The sequence below is a fragment of the Aliirhizobium sp. YIM B11859 genome, assembly GCF_057163345.1.
The window spans coordinates 48,303-69,184 of sequence record NZ_JBXHAY010000001.1 but is presented as its reverse complement, the minus strand read 5'-3'; the positions used below and the strand labels follow the sequence as shown (position 1 = coordinate 69,184).

Annotated in this window: 18 protein-coding genes; 9 read left to right on the top strand and 9 right to left on the bottom strand. The window is 59.7% G+C overall.

Annotated elements, in window-relative coordinates; genetic code table 11:
• Positions 1–31: 31 nt before the first annotated feature.
• From AC2GXZ_RS00300 to AC2GXZ_RS00290, 3 genes are all read right to left on the bottom strand, one after another.
• Positions 32–1,018: an ABC transporter ATP-binding protein gene (locus tag AC2GXZ_RS00300; RefSeq protein WP_483757126.1), complete on the bottom strand. Its 987-nt coding sequence runs from the start codon at positions 1,016–1,018 to the stop codon at positions 32–34.
• On the bottom strand, positions 1,015–2,031 hold the full coding sequence (locus tag AC2GXZ_RS00295) for an ABC transporter ATP-binding protein (protein ID WP_483757125.1): 1,017 nt from the start codon (positions 2,029–2,031) through the stop codon (positions 1,015–1,017). The genes AC2GXZ_RS00300 and AC2GXZ_RS00295 overlap by 4 nt, the downstream gene beginning before the upstream one ends.
• A gap of 171 nt (positions 2,032–2,202) precedes the next feature.
• Positions 2,203–3,000, bottom strand: coding sequence for a DeoR/GlpR family DNA-binding transcription regulator (locus tag AC2GXZ_RS00290; RefSeq protein WP_483757124.1), 798 nt, complete (start codon positions 2,998–3,000; stop codon positions 2,203–2,205).
• 319 nt (positions 3,001–3,319) lie between these two features.
• Here AC2GXZ_RS00290 and AC2GXZ_RS00285 point away from each other — a divergent pair, with 319 nt between their 5' ends.
• Positions 3,320–3,871, top strand: coding sequence for a DUF2478 domain-containing protein (locus AC2GXZ_RS00285; protein WP_483757123.1), 552 nt, complete (start codon positions 3,320–3,322; stop codon positions 3,869–3,871).
• 90 nt (positions 3,872–3,961) lie between these two features.
• Here AC2GXZ_RS00285 and AC2GXZ_RS00280 read toward each other — a convergent pair whose 3' ends face one another.
• The 5 genes from AC2GXZ_RS00280 to AC2GXZ_RS00260 form a co-directional block, all read right to left on the bottom strand.
• Positions 3,962–5,479: a UxaA family hydrolase gene (locus AC2GXZ_RS00280; RefSeq protein ID WP_483757122.1), complete on the bottom strand. Its 1,518-nt coding sequence runs from the start codon at positions 5,477–5,479 to the stop codon at positions 3,962–3,964.
• A 210-nt stretch (positions 5,480–5,689) separates the two neighbouring features.
• Positions 5,690–6,400, bottom strand: coding sequence for a GntR family transcriptional regulator (locus tag AC2GXZ_RS00275; RefSeq protein WP_483757121.1), 711 nt, complete (start codon positions 6,398–6,400; stop codon positions 5,690–5,692).
• 127 nt (positions 6,401–6,527) lie between these two features.
• Positions 6,528–7,718 carry a mannonate dehydratase gene (gene uxuA, locus AC2GXZ_RS00270; RefSeq protein WP_483757120.1) on the bottom strand — a complete coding sequence of 397 codons (1,191 nt, stop codon included), beginning with the start codon at positions 7,716–7,718 and terminating at the stop codon, positions 6,528–6,530.
• 52 nt (positions 7,719–7,770) lie between these two features.
• Positions 7,771–9,282, bottom strand: a complete 1,512-nt coding sequence (locus tag AC2GXZ_RS00265; RefSeq protein WP_483757119.1) for a mannitol dehydrogenase family protein — start codon at positions 9,280–9,282, stop codon at positions 7,771–7,773.
• Between the two features lie 146 nt (positions 9,283–9,428).
• Positions 9,429–10,745 (bottom strand): MFS transporter, encoded by a 1,317-nt coding sequence (locus AC2GXZ_RS00260; RefSeq protein ID WP_483757118.1) that lies wholly within the window; start codon positions 10,743–10,745, stop codon positions 9,429–9,431.
• Between the two features lie 710 nt (positions 10,746–11,455).
• Here AC2GXZ_RS00260 and uxaC point away from each other — a divergent pair.
• From uxaC to AC2GXZ_RS00240, 4 genes are all read left to right on the top strand, one after another.
• A complete protein-coding gene (gene uxaC, locus AC2GXZ_RS00255) occupies positions 11,456–12,865 on the top strand; it encodes a glucuronate isomerase (RefSeq protein ID WP_483757117.1) in 1,410 nt (469 codons plus the stop codon).
• A gap of 197 nt (positions 12,866–13,062) precedes the next feature.
• Complete coding sequence (locus tag AC2GXZ_RS00250; RefSeq protein ID WP_483757116.1) at positions 13,063–14,049, top strand: TRAP transporter substrate-binding protein; 987 nt, start codon at positions 13,063–13,065, stop codon at positions 14,047–14,049.
• Positions 14,050–14,206: 157 nt separating this feature from the next.
• On the top strand, positions 14,207–14,746 hold the full coding sequence (locus AC2GXZ_RS00245; protein WP_483757115.1) for a TRAP transporter small permease: 540 nt from the start codon (positions 14,207–14,209) through the stop codon (positions 14,744–14,746).
• Positions 14,737–16,020, top strand: coding sequence for a TRAP transporter large permease (locus AC2GXZ_RS00240; RefSeq protein ID WP_483757114.1), 1,284 nt, complete (start codon positions 14,737–14,739; stop codon positions 16,018–16,020). Before AC2GXZ_RS00245 ends, AC2GXZ_RS00240 begins: the two co-directional genes overlap by 10 nt.
• Positions 16,021–16,202: 182 nt before the next feature.
• On the opposite strand, the gene AC2GXZ_RS00235 is transcribed toward AC2GXZ_RS00240, so the two are convergent.
• Positions 16,203–16,541: a cupin domain-containing protein gene (locus AC2GXZ_RS00235; RefSeq protein ID WP_483757113.1), complete on the bottom strand. Its 339-nt coding sequence runs from the start codon at positions 16,539–16,541 to the stop codon at positions 16,203–16,205.
• A 402-nt stretch (positions 16,542–16,943) separates the two neighbouring features.
• Between AC2GXZ_RS00235 and AC2GXZ_RS00230 the strand changes: the two genes are divergently transcribed.
• From AC2GXZ_RS00230 to AC2GXZ_RS00215, 4 genes are read left to right on the top strand one after another with little or no spacing between them, the layout of a single operon-like run.
• Positions 16,944–18,041, top strand: coding sequence for an ABC transporter ATP-binding protein (locus AC2GXZ_RS00230; protein WP_483757112.1), 1,098 nt, complete (start codon positions 16,944–16,946; stop codon positions 18,039–18,041).
• A 3-nt stretch (positions 18,042–18,044) separates the two neighbouring features.
• On the top strand, positions 18,045–18,968 hold the full coding sequence (locus AC2GXZ_RS00225) for an ABC transporter permease (protein WP_483757111.1): 924 nt from the start codon (positions 18,045–18,047) through the stop codon (positions 18,966–18,968).
• Positions 18,961–19,770: an ABC transporter permease gene (locus AC2GXZ_RS00220; protein ID WP_483757110.1), complete on the top strand. Its 810-nt coding sequence runs from the start codon at positions 18,961–18,963 to the stop codon at positions 19,768–19,770. The genes AC2GXZ_RS00225 and AC2GXZ_RS00220 overlap by 8 nt, the downstream gene beginning before the upstream one ends.
• 17 nt (positions 19,771–19,787) lie before the next feature.
• A complete protein-coding gene (locus tag AC2GXZ_RS00215) occupies positions 19,788–20,822 on the top strand; it encodes an extracellular solute-binding protein (RefSeq protein WP_483757109.1) in 1,035 nt (344 codons plus the stop codon).
• The last annotated feature ends 60 nt before the right edge of the window (positions 20,823–20,882 follow it).

Here is a 20,882-nt window from a genome sequence, read left to right as displayed (position 1 = left end):
CCCTTGTTATCGTTGAGGAAGTTATTTGCATTCAGGCTGCGGATGCCGCCGGTTGATCGGCGAGCGGGAAATGGCAGGCCACGGCATGATCCGCGCCTTTGGAGGTGAGCGCCGGCTTCTGCTGCTTGCAGATATCCTGCGCGCGGCTGCAGCGAGGGTGAAAGCGGCAGCCGGTGGGTGGATTGATCGGCGACGGGACATCGCCCTTCAACAGGATGCGCTGCTTGCGCACCGTCGGGTCGGCAACCGGCACCGCCGATAGCAGCGCTTCCGAATAGGGATGCAGCGGACGCGAATAGAGCGACTTTGCCGAGGCAAGCTCGACAAGCTGGCCGAGATACATGACCGCCACCCGGTCGCTGACATGTTTCACCACCGACAGGTCATGCGAGATGATGATGTAGGAGAGTCCTAGTTCGCTCTGCAGGTCGCCAAGAAGGTTGATGATCTGCGCCTGGATCGACACGTCGAGCGCCGAGACCGGCTCGTCGCCGATGATCAGGTCCGGCCCGAGCGTCAACGCCCGCGCAATCCCGATCCGCTGCCGCTGGCCGCCGGAAAATTCATGCGGATAACGCTTCAGCTGGTCGGGACGCAATCCCACCCGCTCCATCAGATAGGCCACCCGGTCGCGCCGCTCGGCACGCGTGCCGATGCGGTGAATGGTCAGCATTTCGGTGAGGATCTGCTCCACCGTCATGCGCGGATCGAGCGACGCATAGGGATCCTGGAAGATGATCTGCATGCGGCGGCGGAATTTCTTGAGTTCCGTGCCCTTCAGCGTCGAGACATCCTGTCCGTCGAAGCGCACTTGTCCCGCCGTCGGCTCCATAAGCCGCAGCAGCAGACGCCCGGTCGTGGATTTCCCACAGCCGGACTCCCCGACCAGCCCCAGCGTCTCACCCTTTTTCAGGCTGAAGCTGACGCCATCGACTGCCTGCACGAACTGACGGCTGCCGAGCTTGCCTTCGACAGGAAAATGCTTGGTGAGATTGTCGACCTCGAGAATATTGCTCATGCGGCAATCTCCTCATCATGGTGGCCCGCCGCCCAGCAGCGGACGAAATGGCCGGGAGATACTTCGCGCATCTGGGGTTTTTCCTGACGACAGAGCTTGTCGCCCCCATCAAAGCGCGGACAGAAGCCGCAGCCGCCGGCCGGTGCCCAGAGCGGCGGCACGGTGCCGGGAATTTCCTGCAGCCTTTCGCCGTCGCCCGCCAACCCCGGAATGGCCTTCAGCAGCCGGCGCGTATAGGGATGCTGCGGATTGGCAAAAAGCTCGGAGACGGACGCCATCTCGACCACCTTGCCGGCATACATGACGCAGACCCGCTGGGCGGTTTCGGCCACGACGCCGAGATCATGGGTGATCAGGATCACCGCCATGCCGAGTTCCTGCTTCAGCCGGGTAATCAGGTCGAGAACCTGCGCCTGGATCGTCACGTCGAGCGCCGTTGTCGGCTCGTCGGCGATCAAAAGCTTTGGGCGGCAGGCAAGCGCCATGGCGATCATCACCCGCTGGCGCATGCCGCCGGAAAACTGGTGTGGATATTCCTTGGCGCGTCGCTCGGGCGCCGCAAGACCGACAAGCCGCAGCATATCGACGGCCACTTCCCAAGCTTTCCGCTTGCCGACCCGCTGGTGCAACTGCACCGCCTCGGCGATCTGCGAGCCCACCGTCAGCACCGGATTGAGCGACGTCATCGGCTCCTGAAAAATCATCGAGATCTTGCTGCCACGCAGATGGCGGATCTGGTCTTCCGCAAGATGCGCCAGATCGACGCCATCGAACATGATCTCGCCGCCGACCACCCGGCCGTTTTTCGGCAACAGACCGAGAATGGACAGCGACGTCAGGCTTTTGCCGCAACCGGACTCACCGACCAGACAGACCGTTTCACCATCGAAAACCTCGAACGACACGTCGTCGAGCGCAATCACCTTGCCTTCGGATGTATCGAATTCCGTCCGCAACGAACGCACCGTCAGAAGCGGCGCACTCATTTCATCGCTGGAAGTTCCGGTCTGCATTGCGGCCATCTATCTTCGGCATACCCACTCAGTAGAGCCAAGAATAAACCGAACATGTGGAAAGTCCACGTTAAATATGTGGCAAATCCACATTATTGCTGCCAAAAACGCAGTCAACCGCTCATAAATTATGCAGAACATCATAATTATGTGGAATTTCCACAGAATGGATCACGAAGCAATCAGCTTGAGTTCGATCGCCGCCTCGCCGATCGCTTCCATCAACTGCTCGTCCGGCATCTGGTCCGTCACCAGAATGTCGATATCCGCGAGCTCCGCCACGGCCTCCAGATGCCGGACGCCGAATTTCGTCTGATCCGCGATCAGGATCACCTGCTCCACCCGACCGATCATCGCTCGCAAATTCCAGGCGATTGGCGAACGGGATTCGTTCGGGCCGTCAGCGGTCAGCCCGCTTGCACCGAAAAACAGCTTGGTCCCATGAAACTTGCTGAAAAATGCCTGCGTCTCGGCGCCCGATACCGACTGTTCCACGGCATCAAATTCCCCCGGCGCCAAAAGTACGCGCACGCCCTCGCGCCCGAAAAACGCGCTCGCCACCCGCACGCTGGTCGTCAGCACCGTCAGGTCTTCGGCGATCGGGGCGAGATGTTGGGCGAACTGCAGCGACGTGACGCCGGAACTGATGAACAGCACGTCACCCGGCTGCACCAGCTTCACAGCTTCCTGCGCCAGCGCATCGCGCACCTGCACATTGGTTTCCATCCGTTCGTTGAACGACGGGTCGCGGCCGGGCGAATAAGCCATCGCGCCGCCATAGGTGCGGCTGATCAGCCCCTGAGAATGCAGCTTTTCGAGATCACGCCGGATGGTCTCCTGGCTCACCGCGAATTCTTCGGCGAGCGAACTCAGCCGGACGCTGGAATTGGCGCGGATGGCGGAAAGAACGAGCCTCAGGCGTTCGGCGCGGCTAATCTTCACCATCTGCTGCGCTGCTTGCACTGTCACTGTGACACCCCTATCAACAGGATGAAGAAACGCTGTCGCATGTCCTCGTGCGCCGGCTTTATCTTCGCATGGCGCTGTATAGGTCTATCGCCCCAACCTGGCAACCGGCCCGAAAGTCACGCCAGACGACCGAAAAAACGCATTGACAGGCCCCCGACAACAGGCTGACTTGCGCAAGCTTTTCGAGCTTGCGGAATATCAAGGAGCACCCCCTTCACCTGAGCTAGCCTTGCGCGGAAAACCAACGAAAAACCGCCAACGGGCTGTGATACGCCTGCCGCGTGATCCTTTAAGCCCATTCACACCATGAAGCCGTGACATGAATTCTGAGTTTCCGATCCTCGCCGCACTCCCGGTAGAAGAAGCTGAAGGCGCAGTGCTGCTGCTCAAGGCCGTTGTGGCGCACCTTCGCGCCGAGAGCCGGCAGATCGCCGGGCATATCCAATGTGATCCATCCGGTAACGATGACTGTCGTCCGGACATGCTGCTGGAAGATATCGAGACCGGAGAGCAATATTGCATCTCGCAATCGCTCGGCCCCGGCGCCACCGGCTGCCGGCTCGACAGCCAGGCGCTGGCGGATGTTGCCGGCCACACGCTGGCGCGCTTGGACAAGACACCGGACCTCTTGCTCCTCAACCGCTTCGGCAAGGCCGAGGCGGAAGGCCGGGGCCTGCGCTCCGTCTTCGAAAAAGCTGCATCACTCGGCGTGCCGGTTCTCACCTGCGTCAAGCAGGATTATCGCAGCGACTGGTCAGACTATACCGGCGCTCTGTCCATCGCCCTTCCGCCAAACGAAGATGCCGTTTTGGAATGGTGCCGGGCGGCAATCGCCTCGCGCGCCGAGACGCAGTTGCGGGCCGGCCAATAACACCTGACCCGAGTCGGAGCCGCAATAGCGGCCCCGACTTCACGTCCAGACAGAACCCATCTCTATATATATTGTAAGTCGCTTTCGCCCTCACATCACCGCGCCGATCTGCCAGGGCACGAATTCCGCGCCGCCGTAACCGAGTTCCTCGCTTTTCGTCTGTTCGCCCGACGCGACCCGGATGATCAGCTCGAAAAGCTCCCGCCCCTTTTCCTCGATGCTGACGCCTTCCGTGATGATGTCGCCGCAGTTGAGGTCCATGTCGTCCTTCATCCGCTCGTACATTTCAGAATTGGTCGACAGCTTGATGCAAGGCGTCGGCTTGTAGCCGGAAACCGAACCGCGCCCGGTGGTGAACACGATCAGGTTGGCGCCCGACGCCACCTGACCGGTTACCGAACACGGGTCGAAACCGGGGCTGTCCATGAACACGAAGCCCTTGCGGTCGATCGTCTCGCCGAATTTGTAGACCCCGAGCAGCGGCGCGGTACCGCCCTTGGCAACGGCGCCGAGCGACTTTTCCAGAATGGTCGTCAACCCGCCGCGTTTGTTGCCGGGAGACGGATTGTTGTCCATCTCGCCGCCATTGCGGGCACAATATTCCTCCCACCATTTCAGCCGGTCGATCAGCTTGTTGCCGATCTCGGCAGTTTCCGCCCTGCGCGTCAGAAGATGCTCGGCCCCGTAGACTTCCGAGGTCTCGGAAAGAATGGTGGTACCACCGTGACGGACGAGAAGATCGGACGCATAACCGAGCGCCGGGTTGGCGGTTATGCCGGAATAACCGTCCGAGCCGCCGCATTGCATGCCGATGGTGATTTCAGAGACCGGCGCGGGGCAACGCACCGTGCGGTTGGCAAACTCTGCCACGCCGCGAAGTTCTGCGAGCCCCCGCTCGATCGTCTTGCGCGTGCCGCCCTCCTGCTGGATCGTCATGTAGCGCAGCATGCCATCCTGGCGGATGCGTCGGCCACCGACGAGATCCGGGATCTGCATCACCTCGCAACCGAGCCCGACCAGCAGGATGCCGCCGAAATTGGGGTTGCGGGCATAACCCGAAAGCGTCCTGAACAGCGTCGCATACCCCTCGCCATCGGTGGACATGCCGCATCCGGTTCCATGCGAGATCGGAACGATCCCGTCGACATTGGGGAATTCATCGAGCAACCCGGATTTTTCCGCAGCCTCTGTGATGAAGCGGGCAACCGAGCCTGAACAGTTCACCGTCGTCAGGATGCCGATATAGTTGCGGGTCCCGACCTTTCCGTCGGCGCGCTTGTAACCCATGAATGTGCGTTGATCGGCGATCTCGGGCAAAGGCGTATTGGCGCTGGCGAAGGCATAATCCTGCGCATGTTCGCCCATTCCAAGGTTATGGACGTGGATGTGGTCTCCGGCCGCGATGTCCGCTTTGGCCTGACCGATGATCTGGCCATAACGCAAAACATTGCCGCCAGCCGGAATTGCCGCCGTCGCAATCTTGTGGCCACGCGGGATGGCCTGGCCGACGGCAATCCTGCTTGTTGTCAGGATATCCCCGGCTACGAGGTCTTTGAGGGCGATCTCGATATTGTCGGAAGGGTGAAGGCAGATGCTGTTCTTCATCATTTTAATAGCTTTCTCCTGAGCCGGCTCTATGCCAGTCACCTTGCCGGTCGCTGGGAAAGCCGCACAACGACGCGCGGCTCCACCGCCCTCGACCGATGGCGATTGAAAATCATCACTTTATATCTGGTGGGATGAGGCCGGCCTGTTTCGAGCCGGTCTAGGCAGTCCCAAAAAGCATGCGGTTCTGCAGCCGCAAGATACCGGAAACCGTCAGGACGGCTCGACGCCTAAGACTTTCGCCGACGGACGTTTGCGCGACGGCAAACGAGGCCTTGGCTCGTCCAGTCCCAACCCGTCGAGATGCCCGAATACGGTGCGAAGATGGCTCCGGATGTGCATCTCGGCAGCACCTGCATCCCCGGCGATAATCGCATCGGCGATCTGCCGGTGTTCCTCCAGGGTCAAGGCCATGCGGTCATTGTCCTGGATGGTCAGATACCGCACCCGGTCGAGCTGGGTCTTGGCCCGAAGAATGGCGCTCCATGTCCCTGCATAACCGCTAAGTTCGGCGATCAGGGCATGGAAGACATTATCGAGCCTGTAGAACTCGTCCCCGTTGCCGACGGCCGCAGCCTGATCGCGCATATTGGCACGAATTCGCTCGCGTCCGTCATCGTCGAGCCGTTTGACGGCATCGACGACAAGCGCACATTCCAGCTTCTCGCGGATATACTGGCCGACCTTGACCGCCTCCAGAGAGATAGGAGCGACGAACGTGCCGAAATGCGGATAGATGACAACCAGTTCTTCTTCCGCCAGCTTGATCAGCGCCTCGCGCACCGGCGTCCGGCTGACTTCCAGCTGTTGGCAGAGATCCGCTTCGGACAAGGGTTCGTCCGGAGCAAGACGGCCGTACACGATATCTTCCCGGATCTTGTCGAACACCTGGTTCGTCAAACGGGACCGGCTGCGATCCACCATTCAGTCTCTCATCATATCTGACGCGGGTTAGGCGAGTTATCCTCCGAAACGACTTCCGGTATATCGGCCGTATCTCCTTGAGTAAACGGGCGATACGGCCACAGGCTGCAGAACGATTTGATGGTTGTTATGCCACGCGTCCCTCCCTGAAAGCCTGAACCGTCTGCATCACCCCGCGAAGCTCCGCGAGCCCCTTGAGACGACCGACGAACGAATAACCGGGATTGGATTTTTGGCCGATATCGTCGCCCAGAAGATGGCCGTGATCGGGGCGCATCGGGATCTGCGGCACGAGATGGCCGATCGAAGCCCGGCGCTCTTCCTCGGCCATGAAGGCCGCGGTGACCGCCACGAGATCCGTATCGCCGCCCAGATGATCGGCCTCGTAGAATGACCCATCCGCTTCGCGCGTCGTATTGCGCAGATGGACGAAATGGGTGCGCGGCGCAAATTCCTTGGCCATCGCCACCAGATCATTTTTCGGATTGGAGCCGAAAGATCCGGTGCAGAAGGTCAACCCGCACGCTTCCTGCGGCACGCCGTTGAAAAGCGCCCTCACGTCATCGGCCGTCGACAGCACGCGCGGCAGGCCGAAGATCGGGAAGGACGGATCGTCGGGATGGATGCAGAGCCGCGCCCCCTCCTCTTCCGCCACCGGCGTGATCTCGCGCAGGAATGCGATCAGGTTGGCGCGAAGGTCCTCGACGCCGATCTCCTGGTAGAGTTCCAGCATGTCCTTGAAGGTCGAGCGGGTATAGGCGAAGTCGCGGGCCGGCAGCCAGTCGATCAGGTTGCGCTCCAGCTCGGCGATCTTCGTGTAGTCCATGGCCTCGAACCGGGCCTTTGCCTTTGCCAGATGATCGGCTGAATAGGAACCTTCCGCGCCCTTTCTCTGCAGCACGAAGAGATCATAGGCGGCGAAATCGACGCTGTCGTAACGCAGCGCATAACCGCCATTCGGCAACCGGTACATAAGGTTGGTCCGGCTCCAGTCGGTGATCACCATGAAATTGTAGCAGATCACCTTCACGCCGGCCCGTGCCACATTGCGGATCGACTGTTTGTAATTGTCGATCTTTTCCTGGAAATTGCCGGTCCGCGTCTTGATTTCCTCGCCGACGCCGATGCTTTCGACCACCGACCATGTCAGGCCGGCGGCCTCGACCTCGGCCTTGCGCTTGAGGATCTCGTCGGACGGCCACACGCCGCCCTGGTTCATGTGGTGGAGGGCAGTGACGACACCGGTTGCGCCTGCCTGGCGAACCTTTTCCAAACTGACCGGATCATCCGGTCCGAACCAACGCCAAGTCTGTTCCATCTGTGAACTCCTGTAATCAATAAAGTAATGCTGCGGTCCAGTGCCTGAAGCCTCAGGCCTCGTTCAAAAATGCCTTCAGTGTCTCCCGGACCCCGTGCTCCATGAGGCTCGACAAATGCCTGACGACCTGAGCGCGGAAATGGGCATTTGCCGGCAGCACGTCGCCGAAGATTTCGCGAATGCCGAAAAGCGCATCGGCGAGCTTTTCGGCATCGTCGCCGCATGCGCTGGCAATGCCGGTCAACCGCTCGGCATGCGGGTCGGTGACGGAATAACCCTGGCCAAGTTCATTGCGGCAGGACAGGAAACGCATCCAGGCGGCGACAGTGAGCGGGATAATCTTGGGGCTTCGACCGGACGCGTAAAGCTCACCGGCTGCCTCCAGAAGACGCGGCGGCAGCTTCTGCGATCCGTCGGAGGAAATCTGCAGCGTCAGATGCCGCACGCCGGTATTGCGGAAGCGTGTCTCCAAATCATGGGTATAGGCCACCACATCGGTGCCGGGAACCGGCGGCAGGGTGCGGATCAGGTCCTCATCCCACAGCCGGCGGATTACCTTCGGCAGGTTCTCGTCGACCATCGCATCGGCAATCGTTTCGATGCCGGCGACGACCGAAAGATAGGCAAGTGTCGAATGCGAGCCGTTGAGGCATCGCAGCTTCATCAGCTCATAGGGAAGCACATCCTCCACCATAATCGCGCCGGCCTTTTCCCAGTCGGGCCGCCCCAACGGAAAATCATCTTCGATGACCCATTGGCGGAAAGGCTCGGTAACGACCGGCCATTGATCGGAAAGACCAAGACCGGCCGCAACCGCTTGCCGGTCGGCATCCTGCGTCGCCGGCGTGATCCGGTCGACCATCGTGCAGGGAAAGGAAACATTCTCGCCGATGAAGCGGCCCAGCTCTTCGTCGCGCAGGGTGGCAAAGCGGGTGACGATCCTGCGCACCTTGATGCCGTTCTGTGCGAGGTTATCGCACACCAGAACCGTGAATGGCGGCTGTCCCGCGGCGCGGCGCAGACGCAGGGCCTCCGTCAGAAAACCCGGAACGCTGCGAGGGTCAGTCGGGTTGGCAAGATCGGCGACAATGACCGGGTTCTGCTCGTCGAGACTGCCTGTCGCCGCATCCTGGCAATAACCTTTCTCGGTTACCGTCAATGTGACGATGCGGATTTCCGGCCGTGTCAGCAGCTCGAAGACATCCTTCTTCTGGTCGGACGTCACCATCACGTCGAGGATCGATCCGATCACCCGCAGGCTGTCCTGGTGATTGTCCCGGCTGAGCAGCGTATAAAGGCAATCCTGCGGCTTCAGCGCGTCGCGGATGGCCGGCGACATCAGATCGACACCGACGATCCCCCAGCCTTTCGCTCCCTGCTGCAGCACGTCGTCGGTATAGACCATGGCATGCGCGCGGCAGAATGCTCCAAGACCGATATGGACGATACCGGGCGTGACATCGTCGCGATCATAGGTCGGGCGCTTGACCGATGCCGGAAGCGCAACCAGAGAAGCGTTGCCAAGGCGATCGGAAACGGCGCCGCCCTTTAAATTGATATTCATGACAAGTCCTTGGTGATTGGCGCTGGAGCAGACGTCCGGCTGGCCGGACCGCCGCTCCAGCGGTCATGGGAATGCGTGAAAATATTCAGCTTGGCTCCGGCCCGCCCGGCTTGACGATCGATGCGGGCCGAATGCCTTGGACATGCTCAGACCTCGATCCCGGCAGGCGTCATGCCCGATCCGGTCTTCGGCAGAATGAAATGCATCACCACCAGACCGATGAGGTAGAGTGAGGACACGACGAGGAAGAGGATGTGGTAGTTTCCGCCGGTCGCATCGAGCAGGCGCCCGACGCCCATCGAAACGAACATGCCGATGATATAGGCGCAGAACCCGCCGATACCGACGACCGAGCCGACGGCGCTGCGCGGCATCGTATCGGTGACGATCGTGTAGACATTGGCCGAATAACCCTGGTGGGCGGCAGCGGCGACGCCGATCAGGAGAATGGCAATCCACATGTTCGACACCGACGCTGCCATGAACACCGGCACGACGCAAAGGCCACAGACGAGGAAGGCGATCTTGCGGGCCCGAAGCGTCTTGACGCCCTTCTTGATCAGGAACGAAGACAACCAGCCGCCACCGATGCTGCCGACATCTGCCATGCAGTAGATGATGATCAACGGCAGCATCGCTGCCATCAGGTTGAGGCCGTATTGCTGGTGCAGGAAGCCGGGAACCCAGTTCAGATAGAACCACCAGACCGGTGCGCTGAAGCAGGTGCCGGCGATATTGGCCCAGGTTCCGCGATACTTGAGCAGCTGGATCCACGGAACATGAACCTGCGGCGGTACCGGGTCACTCTGGATATAGGCCTTTTCTTCGGCCGACAGGTGGCGGTTCTTCTCCGGCCTTTCATACATGAAATACCAGGCGACGACCCAGATAAACCCGATCGCGCCGGTAATCAGGAAGCAGGCACGCCACCCCCAGGCCAAAAGGATCAGCGGCACCAGGATAGGCGCGACGACGGCGCCGACATTGCTGCCGGCGTTGAAGATACCGGTCGCCAGGGCCCGTTCCTTGGCCGGGAACCACTCGGTCACGGTCTTGATCGATGCGGGGAAGTTGCCGCCCTCGCTCAATCCGAGGCCTGCGCGGGCGACCTTGAAGCCCCAGACGCTGCTCATGAACGCATGAATGATGCCGAAAAAGCTCCATGCCGCAACGGCTATGGGCAGGCCGGTCTTCACGCCGATCTTGTCCATCAGCCGGCCGACGCCGATATAGCCAAATGCATAAAATAGAGAAAAAGCGGCGACGATGTCGCCAAAGTCTGTTTCGGTCCAGCCCATATCACCCATCAGGGTGGGCTTGAGAAGACCCAGGACCTGACGGTCCATGTAGTTGATGGTTGTCGAGAAAAATAGCAGGCCCACAATGGTCCAGCGATATCGTCCGACCACTTTCAAAGCCTTCGCAGGCATTGATGCATGGTCTCCCATTAGTTGATTTGTCATGCTCCGTCTCCTCAGACGATGCTGATCCCGGCGCCACGGGGCACTGTCGCGATCAAGTTAGCGGCCACCTCTTTTCCCCGTAGGCCGCATAACTACGTTCATATACTACCATATGGGTGACGCAGAACCGCCAAAATCAACAAATGCGTGTGACATTTTATCCAGCAATCGAAGATTGATAAAAATCATTTCGGATCGCGGAGAATTCAGATTTTCTATTTATTTACAGAGGTTTACACATAGGCCGTGGAGCATCGCCCTCAGTCTCAGGCGTGAAATCCCCGCCGGTACATCCGCTCTGCGATGCGCGCCCACAACCGCGGTGTGCAGGGCTCTGTACCAGTAGGAAGGCGATGGAATGATCCGTCGAAGACACCTGTCGCAGCCGCGTCGTCGCACTCCGAAACCCGCCAGCTCCATAAGCACGAACTAAAAACTGCGACATTTCGACCAAGAGTAGCAGGCAAGCTGCGACACTTTCGACCGCCAGGAACGATCATTCACCCAAACAGGTCAATCGGTAGATGCTTTACGACATCGTTTGGCGTGAAATTATCTCGATGATTTAAATGCATTTATTGGAAAATTCGGCCATCAGATAAACACGGGCTCCTCAAAAATCCGGCAGAGAAGCTGCGGCTTTCTGATCATTGACATTCGAATTCGCAGCAATCTAGCGTTGAGGCTGTCGAAAGGAGGTCGGCTTATCCATGAATACTCTCATACATCCTGATGTGCTTTTTCCGACCGAAACCAATATTCGTTCCATTGCTCAAGCACTTTACAAAACCGTGTCGGATCTTCCGATCGTAAGTCCCCATGGCCATACCGATCCGAAATGGTATGCGCTGGACGAAGCGTTCCCGGACCCGGCGCAACTGCTTATCGTTCCCGATCACTACATTTTCCGCATGCTGTGCAGCCAGGGCATTCGCCTTGAGGATCTTGGCGTGCGCCGTCTCGATGGCGCACCGATAGAGACGGACGGTCGCCGTATCTGGCGGCTTTTTGCCGAGAATTATCATCTGTTCAGAGGTACGCCGACGCGGCTGTGGATGGACTATGTCCTCACCAACGTCTTCGGTTTCGACGAACTGCTCAATGCAGCAAACGCCGATCGCAGCTACGACCATATCGCCGAAAAACTGACCCTGCCGGAACTCCGTCCGCGGGCACTGTTCAAGCGCTTCAACATCGAGGTCATAGCCACAACCGAAGGCGCATTGGACGACCTTCGCTGGCACAGGGCGATCCGCGAAAGCGGCTGGGACGGACGCGTCGTGACGGCCTATCGGCCGGATGCGGTGGTCGATCCCGATTTCGAGGGTTTTGCCGCCAATCTCGACCAGCTCGGCGACATGACCGGCGAAGACACCGGTTCGTGGACGGGTTATCTCGACGCCCACCGAAAGCGCCGGGCCTATTTCAAGTCCTTCGGCGCCACCTCGTCGGACCACGGTCACCCGACCGCCGATACGGCGAACCTCTCGGATGCGGAGGCCACGGCACTGTTCAACCGGGTCCGGGCCGGTAAATCCGATGCGGATGATCACAGGCTGTTTCGCGGCCAGATGCTGACAGAGATGGCCAAGATGAGCCTCGACGACGGCCTCGTGCTGCAGATCCATCCGGGCTCCCGGCGCAACCACTCGCCGACCATCTTCGCCAATCATGGCCGCGACATGGGCTTCGATATTCCAGGCCGCACCGACTACGTCTCGGCCCTGAAACCCCTGCTCGATGCCGTGGGCATGGAGCGCGACCTGACGGTCGTCCTCTTCACCCTGGACGAAACATCCTACAGCCGCGAACTCGCGCCATTGGCGGGCGCCTACCCGGCGCTCAGGCTCGGGCCGCCCTGGTGGTTCCACGACAGCCCGGAAGGCATGCGCCGTTTCCGCGAGATGGCGACCGAAACGGCCGGTTTCTACAACACGGTCGGCTTCAACGACGATACCCGCGCCTTCCCGTCGATACCGGCTCGTCACGATGTGGCAAGGCGGGTCGATTGCGCCTTCCTGGCACGGCTCGTTGCCGAACACAGGCTGAAGGAAGAAGAGGCTTTCGATCTCGCCAGGGAGCTTGCCTACACGCTGGTGAAAAAAGCCTACCGGCTCTGATCGGCGCGGAGCCGGTCAAAAGGGGGGCCTGACGAGGAGGCCTCCCAAAGGGACGGAGCCCAGGGGAGAACCCAAGGGAAGGAGCAAGTCAGATTGATGTTTGGAAGGCCGGAAATGGGGCGAAAGCGCCCGTTTCCGGCGCCGGGGAGTGCTGTTCAAAATTCACGTTGAACCTGATCTTATTGGAGGAAATACAAATGAAACGAACTTTTAAAGCCATCCGTACGCTGCTTCTTGCCGCCGGAGCGGTCGGTGCCTTGCTGGCATCGCCGGCCATGGCGCGCGATTTCAGATCCGCCGACATCCATCCCAACGATTATCCGACCGTTCAGGGCACCATGTATATGGGCAAGATTCTGTCGGAACGCACCAACGGCCGCCTTGGCATCAAGGTCTTCCCGAATGGCGCGTTGGGCGATGAACGCGGCACGATCGAACAGCTGCGCATCGGCGGCCTCGACATGCTGCGCATCAGCGCCGCCGTGGTCAATAACATGGTGCCGGAAACCATCGTCATCTCCATGCCCTTCATCTTCCGTTCGGAAGACCACCTGCACGCGGTGCTCGATGGCCCGATCGGTGACGAAGTCCTGAAGGCGCTGGAAAAACAGGGCATGATCGGCCTTGCCTTCTATGACAGCGGCTCCCGCTCGATGTACACGAAAAAGCCGATCAAGACGCTTGCCGACCTTCACAACATGAAGATCCGCGTCCAGCAGTCCGACATGTTCGTCGCCATGGTCCAGGCTCTCGGCGCCAATGCAACGCCGATGCCGATGGGCGAAGTTTATACCGGCCTGAAGACCGGCATTATCGATGCTGCCGAAAACAACTACCCGTCGTTTGAATCGTCGCATCATTACGAGGCAGCCAAATATTTCACCCGCACCGAACACGCCATGGTGCCGGAACTGCTGCTCTTCTCCAAGCCGATCTGGGACAAGCTGCCGCCGGAAGACCAGGCATTGATCCGCCAGGCCGCCAAGGACTCGGTGGTCGAGCAGCGCCGCCTCTGGGATGAACGCGAAACGACATCGAAGGCAATCGTCGAAAAGGCCGGCGCCATCATCGAGGATGTCAACGACAAGCAGGAATTCATCGACGCGATGAAGCCCGTCTACGCCCAGTTCGCCAACACACCCGAGCTGCAGGATCTCGTCAAGCGGATCCAGGACACGAAGTGACCTTTCGAGGAGGCGGCTCCTGACGGAGCTGCCTCATTCGACCGCACTTGGCGCCTCTGACATCAGGCGCGAAGCCCGCTGCAAAGCTCAAGACACCGCGCATCGCCCGCTCTGAAAACCGGATCCGGTTTCCGGACCGATGCGCCAGGGGGATACCATGAATACTCACCATAAACCCGAGGCCGCCCATCCGCCCGCGATGACGGGATGGCTGACGAGCATCAACGCACCGCTGGCCAAGGCCGGCATGATCCTCGCCATCACCGGCCTTCTGACACTCGTCATCGTCGTTTTTTACCAGGTTTTCGGCCGTTACGTGCTGAACGATTCACCCAGCTGGACGGAAAACCTGGCCATCGTGCTTATTCTTTATGTCACCATGATCGGGGCTGCCGTCGGCGTTCGTGATGCCGGCCATATCGCTCTCGACTCCCTCACCGTTCTTTTGCCGGAGAGCATGCAACGGTATGTGGAACTGGTCATCTATATCGCCATCTGCCTGTTCGGCGCCGCCATGGCCTATAACGGCTGGCTGCTCGGCTGGTCCGTGGCGCCCTACCTCATGCCCAATCTTCATGTGACCGAGGCCGTGCGTTACATTCCGCTCGCCGTCTCGGGCGTCCTGATCATCATGTTTTCAGTCGAACATATCCTGGCCATTTTCCGTAAGGCGGAGGTCGTACCGTCATGGCACTAACCATTCTTTGTATCACTTTTGTCGGCTTCCTCATTGCGGGGATTCCGGTCGCTTTTGCGATCGGCCTGTCGGCGCTTTGCACCATTCTTTATGAAGGTCTCCCGATCGCCGTCGGCTTTCAGCAGATGATGGCGGGCATGAACGTGTTTTCATTTCTCGCCATTCCTTTCTTCATTTTTTCCGGTGAACTGATGCTGCATGGCGGCGTCGCCGACAAGATCGTCAGCGCCGCCAAGTCCATGGTCGGCCATGTCCGCGGCGGGCTCGGCATGTCGAACGTCGTCGCCTGCACCCTCTTCGGCGGTGTCGCCGGCTCCCCCGTTGCCGACGTCTCGGCCATGGGCGCCGTGATGATCCCGATGATGAAGAAGGAAGGGTATGACGCCGACTATGCGGTCAACGTCACCACCCATGCAGCGCTTGTCGGCGCCCTGATGCCGACCAGCCACAACATGATCATCTATGCGCTTGCCGCCAGCGGCAAGGCATCGATCGGCGCCCTGATCGCAGCCGGCATCATGCCCGCTTTGCTTCTGATGGTCTGCAACCTCGGTGCGGCCTATTACGTCGCCAGAAAACGCGGTTATCCGGCAGGCACCTTCCCCGGCTGGCATATCGTCATGCGTTCGCTGGCAGCCGCGGCACCCGGCATGCTGATCGTCGTCATCATCCTCGGCGGCATCATTTCGGGCATTTTCACCGCAACCGAATCCGCCTCGATCGCCGTCATCTACACGATGTTGCTGACCTTCTTCATCTATCGCACGATGACCTGGGAAGCCTTCCTGATGGCGGCTGCCAAGACGGTCAAGACGACGGGCATCGTGCTGCTGCTGATCGGCGTGTCGACCATGTTCCAGTATCTCATGGGTCTTTACGGCGTGGCCGACATGACCGGTGAACTGATGGGGCATATCTCGACCAACCCGATCATTATCTTCCTGATGATCAACGTCATCCTGTTCCTGCTCGGCACGTTCATGGATATGGCCAGCACCATCCTGATCTGCACCCCGATCTTCCTGCCGATTGCCATGCAATACGGCATGGACCCGGTCCAGTTCGGCATGGTCATGCTGCTCAACTGCGCGCTCGGCCTCAACACGCCACCGGTCGGCACCACCCAGTTCATCGGCTGCGCCATCGGCGAGATCTCGGTCGGCGAGGTGATGAAATCGATCCTGCCCTTCTACAGCGCGCTTTTCCTCGCCATGGCATTGGTCACTTACGTGCCGATGTTCTCGATGTGGCTGCCGCGCCTGCTGATGCACTAAAAGCGTCAGTGCGCAGCACGAAAATCAGGCGCCCGGCTTTTTGCCGGGCGCTTTTGTTTTGTCAGGCAGAGGCTCACCCGAAGGCCCTTTGCCGCCAGCCCGTACGCAACAAAAAACCGGCCGCAGCGTCTGCGACCGGTTTTCAGATCTGGCAAGTCGAGACCGGATCTCGACCAGATAGATTATTTCAGGAATTCGGCGCGGTGCGGGGTGAAGACGTCGATCAGGCGACCGGCCTCCAGCGCCTTGACCCCATGCACCAGATCCGGCGGAACGATGAAGCTGCCGCCGAGATCAAGTGTCTCGGTCCGACCGTCGATGGTCACCTCGAAACGGCCCTCGGCCACGTAACTTGCCTGGATATGCGGATGCGAATGCAGCGATCCGATCGCGCCCTTTTCGAACACGACCTCCACCATCATCATCTCCGGCAGATAGGTCATGATCCGGCGTGTCACGCCCGGTTCGGGATTGACCCATTCGGCCCCGTCCGCCGACACAAAAAGATCGCTCGATGCCATGTTTTCTCCTCACCTAAAAATCGTCGTCCACCAGCGTCAATCGCTGGCATCGCCGGGGCGGCACGATGCACGCCCCGTTTGCAATGGCCGCGATCATACAGGCGCAGGCAAAGCAGGCAACAACGCCATTGTCGCAAGCGGCGAAATGCAAACCCTTGTTTTCGATGGAATATCGATGCCGGTCGCTACGGCTGCGATCGCGATACTTCAGCTCGGCTGAACCGGATCGCAAATCCGGATCCGCAAAGTTATATCGCCGCGAAACCGGGCGTTGGGAACAACGCTGGCATGCCGCTTGCCTCTGTTATTTCAGGGAGTGCCGCGATCGCGGCTTGCCCGCGACAATTTGGCATGAAATGCTGTCAGAAGTTGCAATGACAGGCAACGAAATGTGGGGCGTGCTTGAAAAACCAGCAGGAACTTGCAATCGAAGTCAGGGGCGTCAGCCGTATCTATGGCGACGGCGCCGGCCAGGTCACCGCCCTCAGCGGTATCTTTCTCAACATAAGGCAAAACGAGTTCTTCACGCTTCTGGGTCCATCGGGCTGCGGCAAGACCACGCTTTTGCGGCTGATCGCCGGTTTCGATTTCCCGACCGATGGCGAAATCCTGCTTTACGGCGATGACATCGCCCCGCTGCCGCCGTTCAAGCGGCCGGTCAATACGGTCTTCCAGAACTACGCGCTCTTCCCGCATATGACGGTTGCCCAGAATATCGGCTTCGGGCTGGAAATGCTCGGCCGCCCGAAAGCCGAGATCGCCGCACGCGTCGATGAAATGCTGGCGCTGGTCCACATGGAGGCGATGCGCAATCGTAAGGTCATGCAGATTTCCGGCGGCCAGCAGCAGCGCGTGGCCTTGGCCCGCGCGCTGGCGCCCAAACCGAAAGTGCTGTTGCTCGACGAGCCTCTCTCGGCGCTCGATTACAAGCTGCGCAAGGAAATGCAGGTCGAGCTGAAACGCGTCCAGGCCGAAACCGGCATTACCTTCATCTTCGTCACCCATGACCAGGAAGAGGCGCTTGCCATGTCCGACCGCATCGCCGTCATGTCCCATGGCGAGGTCCGCCAGGTCGGTTCCCCTTGGGAAATCTATGATCGCCCGGCCGAGCGTTTTGTTGCCGATTTCATCGGCGAGACGAATTTCCTCACCGCCGACGTGATCTCCGTCGATGGTCCGCATGCGAAGGTCAGGCTTTCTTCCCGCGGCACGCTTGAAGCGACCTTCCCGACGGATCTCAAGCCCGAGGGCAGGGTCACCGTGGTGATCCGGCCGGAACATGCGCAGCTCGCAGCACCGTCCGCATCCGCGATACTCGGCGGCCAGATCGAGGACCTCACCTATCTCGGCACCGACACCCATATCCGCGTCCGACTGCCCGACACCTCGCTGTTCACCATCCGCCAGCAGAACAGCCGGATCGGGCCGATCGGCTTTTCCTCAGGCGATGCGGTGTCGCTCACCATCAGCGAAGGCGCAGCACAGATCCTGAAGGATTGAGACATGACCGAGCGGACAAGACAGGCCGCCTCGGCGGCACAGAAACAGGAAATCGCCAATCGCTGGCTGTTGAGCGCGCCGGCATTGTTCATCATCGCGGTGGCAGCGGTCGGCCCTTTGCTGATCGTGCTGATCTATTCGGTTCTCGCTTCCGGCGACTACGGCGACGTCAAATGGGAGCTGTCCGGCCAGGGCTGGTTTAACGTCTTCTTTTCGCGCGACATTTTCGACGACACGGTGTCGCTTGCCGATGCGCATGTGACGATCCTCTGGCGCAGCGTGAAGCTTGCCGTCATCACCACGGTGCTGTGCCTGATCGTCGGTTTCCCCACCGCCTATTTCATCGCCAGCCGTGCGCCGCATAACCGGTCGATCTGGCTGTTCCTGATCACCATCCCCTTCTGGACCAACATGCTGATCCGCGCCTTCGCCATTCAGGAAATGATCCGCAACGAAGGGCTGTTCAACACGATCCTGATCAAGCTTGGAATCATCTCCGCGCCGATCCAGATGCTTTATACCGATTTCGCCATTCTCTTCGGCATGGTCTATGTGCATCTGCCGCTGATGGTGCTGCCGCTTTATGCCAGCCTCGAAAAGCTCGACTTCCGCCTCGTCGAGGCCGGTTACGATCTTTATGCGACGCGGCTCAAGGTCCTGTGGCGGATCATCATTCCGCTGGTCAAACCCGGCATCATCGCCGGCTCCATCCTCGTCTTCATCCCGGCTTTGTCGTCCTATGTCATTCCCCGCATTCTCGGCGGCGGCAAGAACCTGATGGTCGGCAACCTGATCGAGCTGCAATTCGGCCAGGGCAAGAACTGGCCGCTTGGCGCAGCGCTGTCGATCACGCTGGTCATTATCGTGCTTTTTGCCATGCTCTATTACGTCAGGAATGCCGGAAAGACCGGAGGCGGCCATGCGTAAACGCTTCGATATCCGCATCCAGCCGGGTTTCGCCACGATCGCGATGTTCTGCTTTTTCCTGCTCTACGTGCCGATCTTCACGCTGGTCGTCTTCGCCTTCAATTCCGGCATCTCGATCGCCCGCTGGGAGGGTTTCTCCTTCCGCTGGTTCATCGCCGCCTGGAACAACAACCTCGTCATCGAGGCAGCCATCCGTTCGGTCCAGATTGCCGCAGCAGCAGCCATTATCGCGACAATCGCCGCAACGTTGGCGGCGATCGCCACCACCCGCACCGCCGCCTATCGCGGCCTCACCTTCAAATATTCCTTCATCAACATGCCGCTGATGGTGCCGGAAATCGTCACTGCCGTGGCACTCCTCATCCTCTTTTCGCGCATAAAAGTCTGGACCGGTTATTCCGGCATCGGTTACCTCATCCTCGCCCATACCGCCTTCTGCATTCCCTTTGCCTACCTGCCGATCCGGGCAAGGTTGGAGAACATGGATCTGGCGCTGGAACGGGCGGCGGCCGATCTCTACGCCACGCCGTTCAAGGTATTCCGCTACATCACCCTGCCGCTGCTCTGGCCCGGCATCCTGGCCGGCCTGATGCTCTCCTTCGTCATCTCGCTCGATGACATCGTCATCACCGAATTCGTCAAGTCCGCCGGCCAGGAAACGCTGCCGACCTACATGCTCGGCCAGCTGCGCCGCGCCATCACGCCCGAGATGAATGCCATTTCGACGGTCTTTCTGCTGCTGTCGCTGGCGGTCGTGACGATCTTTTTCTTCCTCAGCAGATCCAACGAAAAATCCGATTGAAAACAGGAGTGGGAACCATGAAGCATGCCTTGAAACTTGTCGCCGGTCTGGCGGCGCTCTTCGCCTCGACAACGCTTGCCCATGCCGATGGCGAGCTCAACATCTTCAACTGGGGCAATTACACCAATCCGGAACTGATCAAGAAGTTCGAGGATACCTACAAGGTCAAGGTGACGCTGACCGACTACGACAGCAACGACACGGCGCTCGCCAAGATCCGCCAGGGCGGCCACGGTTTCGATATCGTCGTGCCGTCCGCCAGCGCCATGCCGATCTTCATCAAGGAAGGGCTGCTGCTCGAATCGCGCCCCGACCAGATGGAGAACTTCAAGAACATGGACCCTGAATGGGTCAACGTTCCCTACGATCCGGGCCGCCATTATTCGGTTCCGTGGCAGTGGGGCACGACGGGCGTGACGGTCGACAAGTCGGTCTATTCCGGCGATCCGAACACCGCAGCGATCTTCCTCGACCCGCCGCCGGAACTGGTCGGCAAGGTCAATGTCGTGCCGGAAATGTCCGACGTCATGCACATGGTTGTCACCTATGCCGGCGGCCAGCCTTGCACCGGCGACCTGACGATCCTGAAAAAGGCCCGCGATATTCTTGTCGCCGCCAAGCCGAAATGGATCTCGATGGATTACGGCACGGTGGAAAAATACACCAAGGGCGATCTGGCAGCCAGCGTCGACTGGAACGGGGCAGCCTTCCGCGGCCGGCTTGCCAACAAGAACATCGTCTACGGGTATCCGAAGGAAGGTTACCCGATCTGGATGGACAATGCTTCGATCCTCGCCGATGCCAAAAATGTCGACAATGCCAAGCTTTTCCTCAACTTCATCATGTTGCCGGAAAACGCCGCGATGATTTCCGCCTTCGCCCGTTATTCCAACGGTATCAAGGGCTCGGAAGCCTTCATGCCGGAAGACATGAAGACGGCACCGGAAGTCAACATTCCCGATAGCGCCAAGGCCGCCGGCAAGTTCAACCTCGCCTGCCCGCCGGAAGTCCAGGCGCTCTACACCAAGATCTGGACCGAATTGCAGAAATAAGCCGAACAGGGAGGCCGGCAGCGTGGGAAAACCCCACGCTGCCGAGTCAGCAAAGACATG

Bases quoted from the DNA above. Each gene is read 5' to 3' on its own strand.
- AC2GXZ_RS00225 (WP_483757111.1), top strand. From the start codon at position 18,045: ATGACCGAGCGGACAAGACAGGCCGCCTCGGCGGCACAGAAACAGGAA.
- AC2GXZ_RS00220 (WP_483757110.1), top strand. From the start codon at position 18,961: ATGCGTAAACGCTTCGATATCCGCATCCAGCCGGGTTTCGCCACGATC.
- AC2GXZ_RS00250 (WP_483757116.1), top strand. From the start codon at position 13,063: ATGAAACGAACTTTTAAAGCCATCCGTACGCTGCTTCTTGCCGCCGGA.
- AC2GXZ_RS00240 (WP_483757114.1), top strand. From the start codon at position 14,737: ATGGCACTAACCATTCTTTGTATCACTTTTGTCGGCTTCCTCATTGCG.
- AC2GXZ_RS00235 (WP_483757113.1), bottom strand. From the start codon at position 16,541: ATGGCATCGAGCGATCTTTTTGTGTCGGCGGACGGGGCCGAATGGGTC.
- AC2GXZ_RS00245 (WP_483757115.1), top strand. From the start codon at position 14,207: ATGAATACTCACCATAAACCCGAGGCCGCCCATCCGCCCGCGATGACG.
- AC2GXZ_RS00285 (WP_483757123.1), top strand. From the start codon at position 3,320: ATGAATTCTGAGTTTCCGATCCTCGCCGCACTCCCGGTAGAAGAAGCT.
- AC2GXZ_RS00260 (WP_483757118.1), bottom strand. From the start codon at position 10,745: ATGACAAATCAACTAATGGGAGACCATGCATCAATGCCTGCGAAGGCT.
- uxaC (WP_483757117.1), top strand. From the start codon at position 11,456: ATGAATACTCTCATACATCCTGATGTGCTTTTTCCGACCGAAACCAAT.
- AC2GXZ_RS00215 (WP_483757109.1), top strand. From the start codon at position 19,788: ATGAAGCATGCCTTGAAACTTGTCGCCGGTCTGGCGGCGCTCTTCGCC.
- AC2GXZ_RS00275 (WP_483757121.1), bottom strand. From the start codon at position 6,400: ATGGTGGATCGCAGCCGGTCCCGTTTGACGAACCAGGTGTTCGACAAG.
- AC2GXZ_RS00295 (WP_483757125.1), bottom strand. From the start codon at position 2,031: ATGCAGACCGGAACTTCCAGCGATGAAATGAGTGCGCCGCTTCTGACG.
- AC2GXZ_RS00300 (WP_483757126.1), bottom strand. From the start codon at position 1,018: ATGAGCAATATTCTCGAGGTCGACAATCTCACCAAGCATTTTCCTGTC.
- AC2GXZ_RS00265 (WP_483757119.1), bottom strand. From the start codon at position 9,282: ATGAATATCAATTTAAAGGGCGGCGCCGTTTCCGATCGCCTTGGCAAC.
- uxuA (WP_483757120.1), bottom strand. From the start codon at position 7,718: ATGGAACAGACTTGGCGTTGGTTCGGACCGGATGATCCGGTCAGTTTG.
- AC2GXZ_RS00280 (WP_483757122.1), bottom strand. From the start codon at position 5,479: ATGATGAAGAACAGCATCTGCCTTCACCCTTCCGACAATATCGAGATC.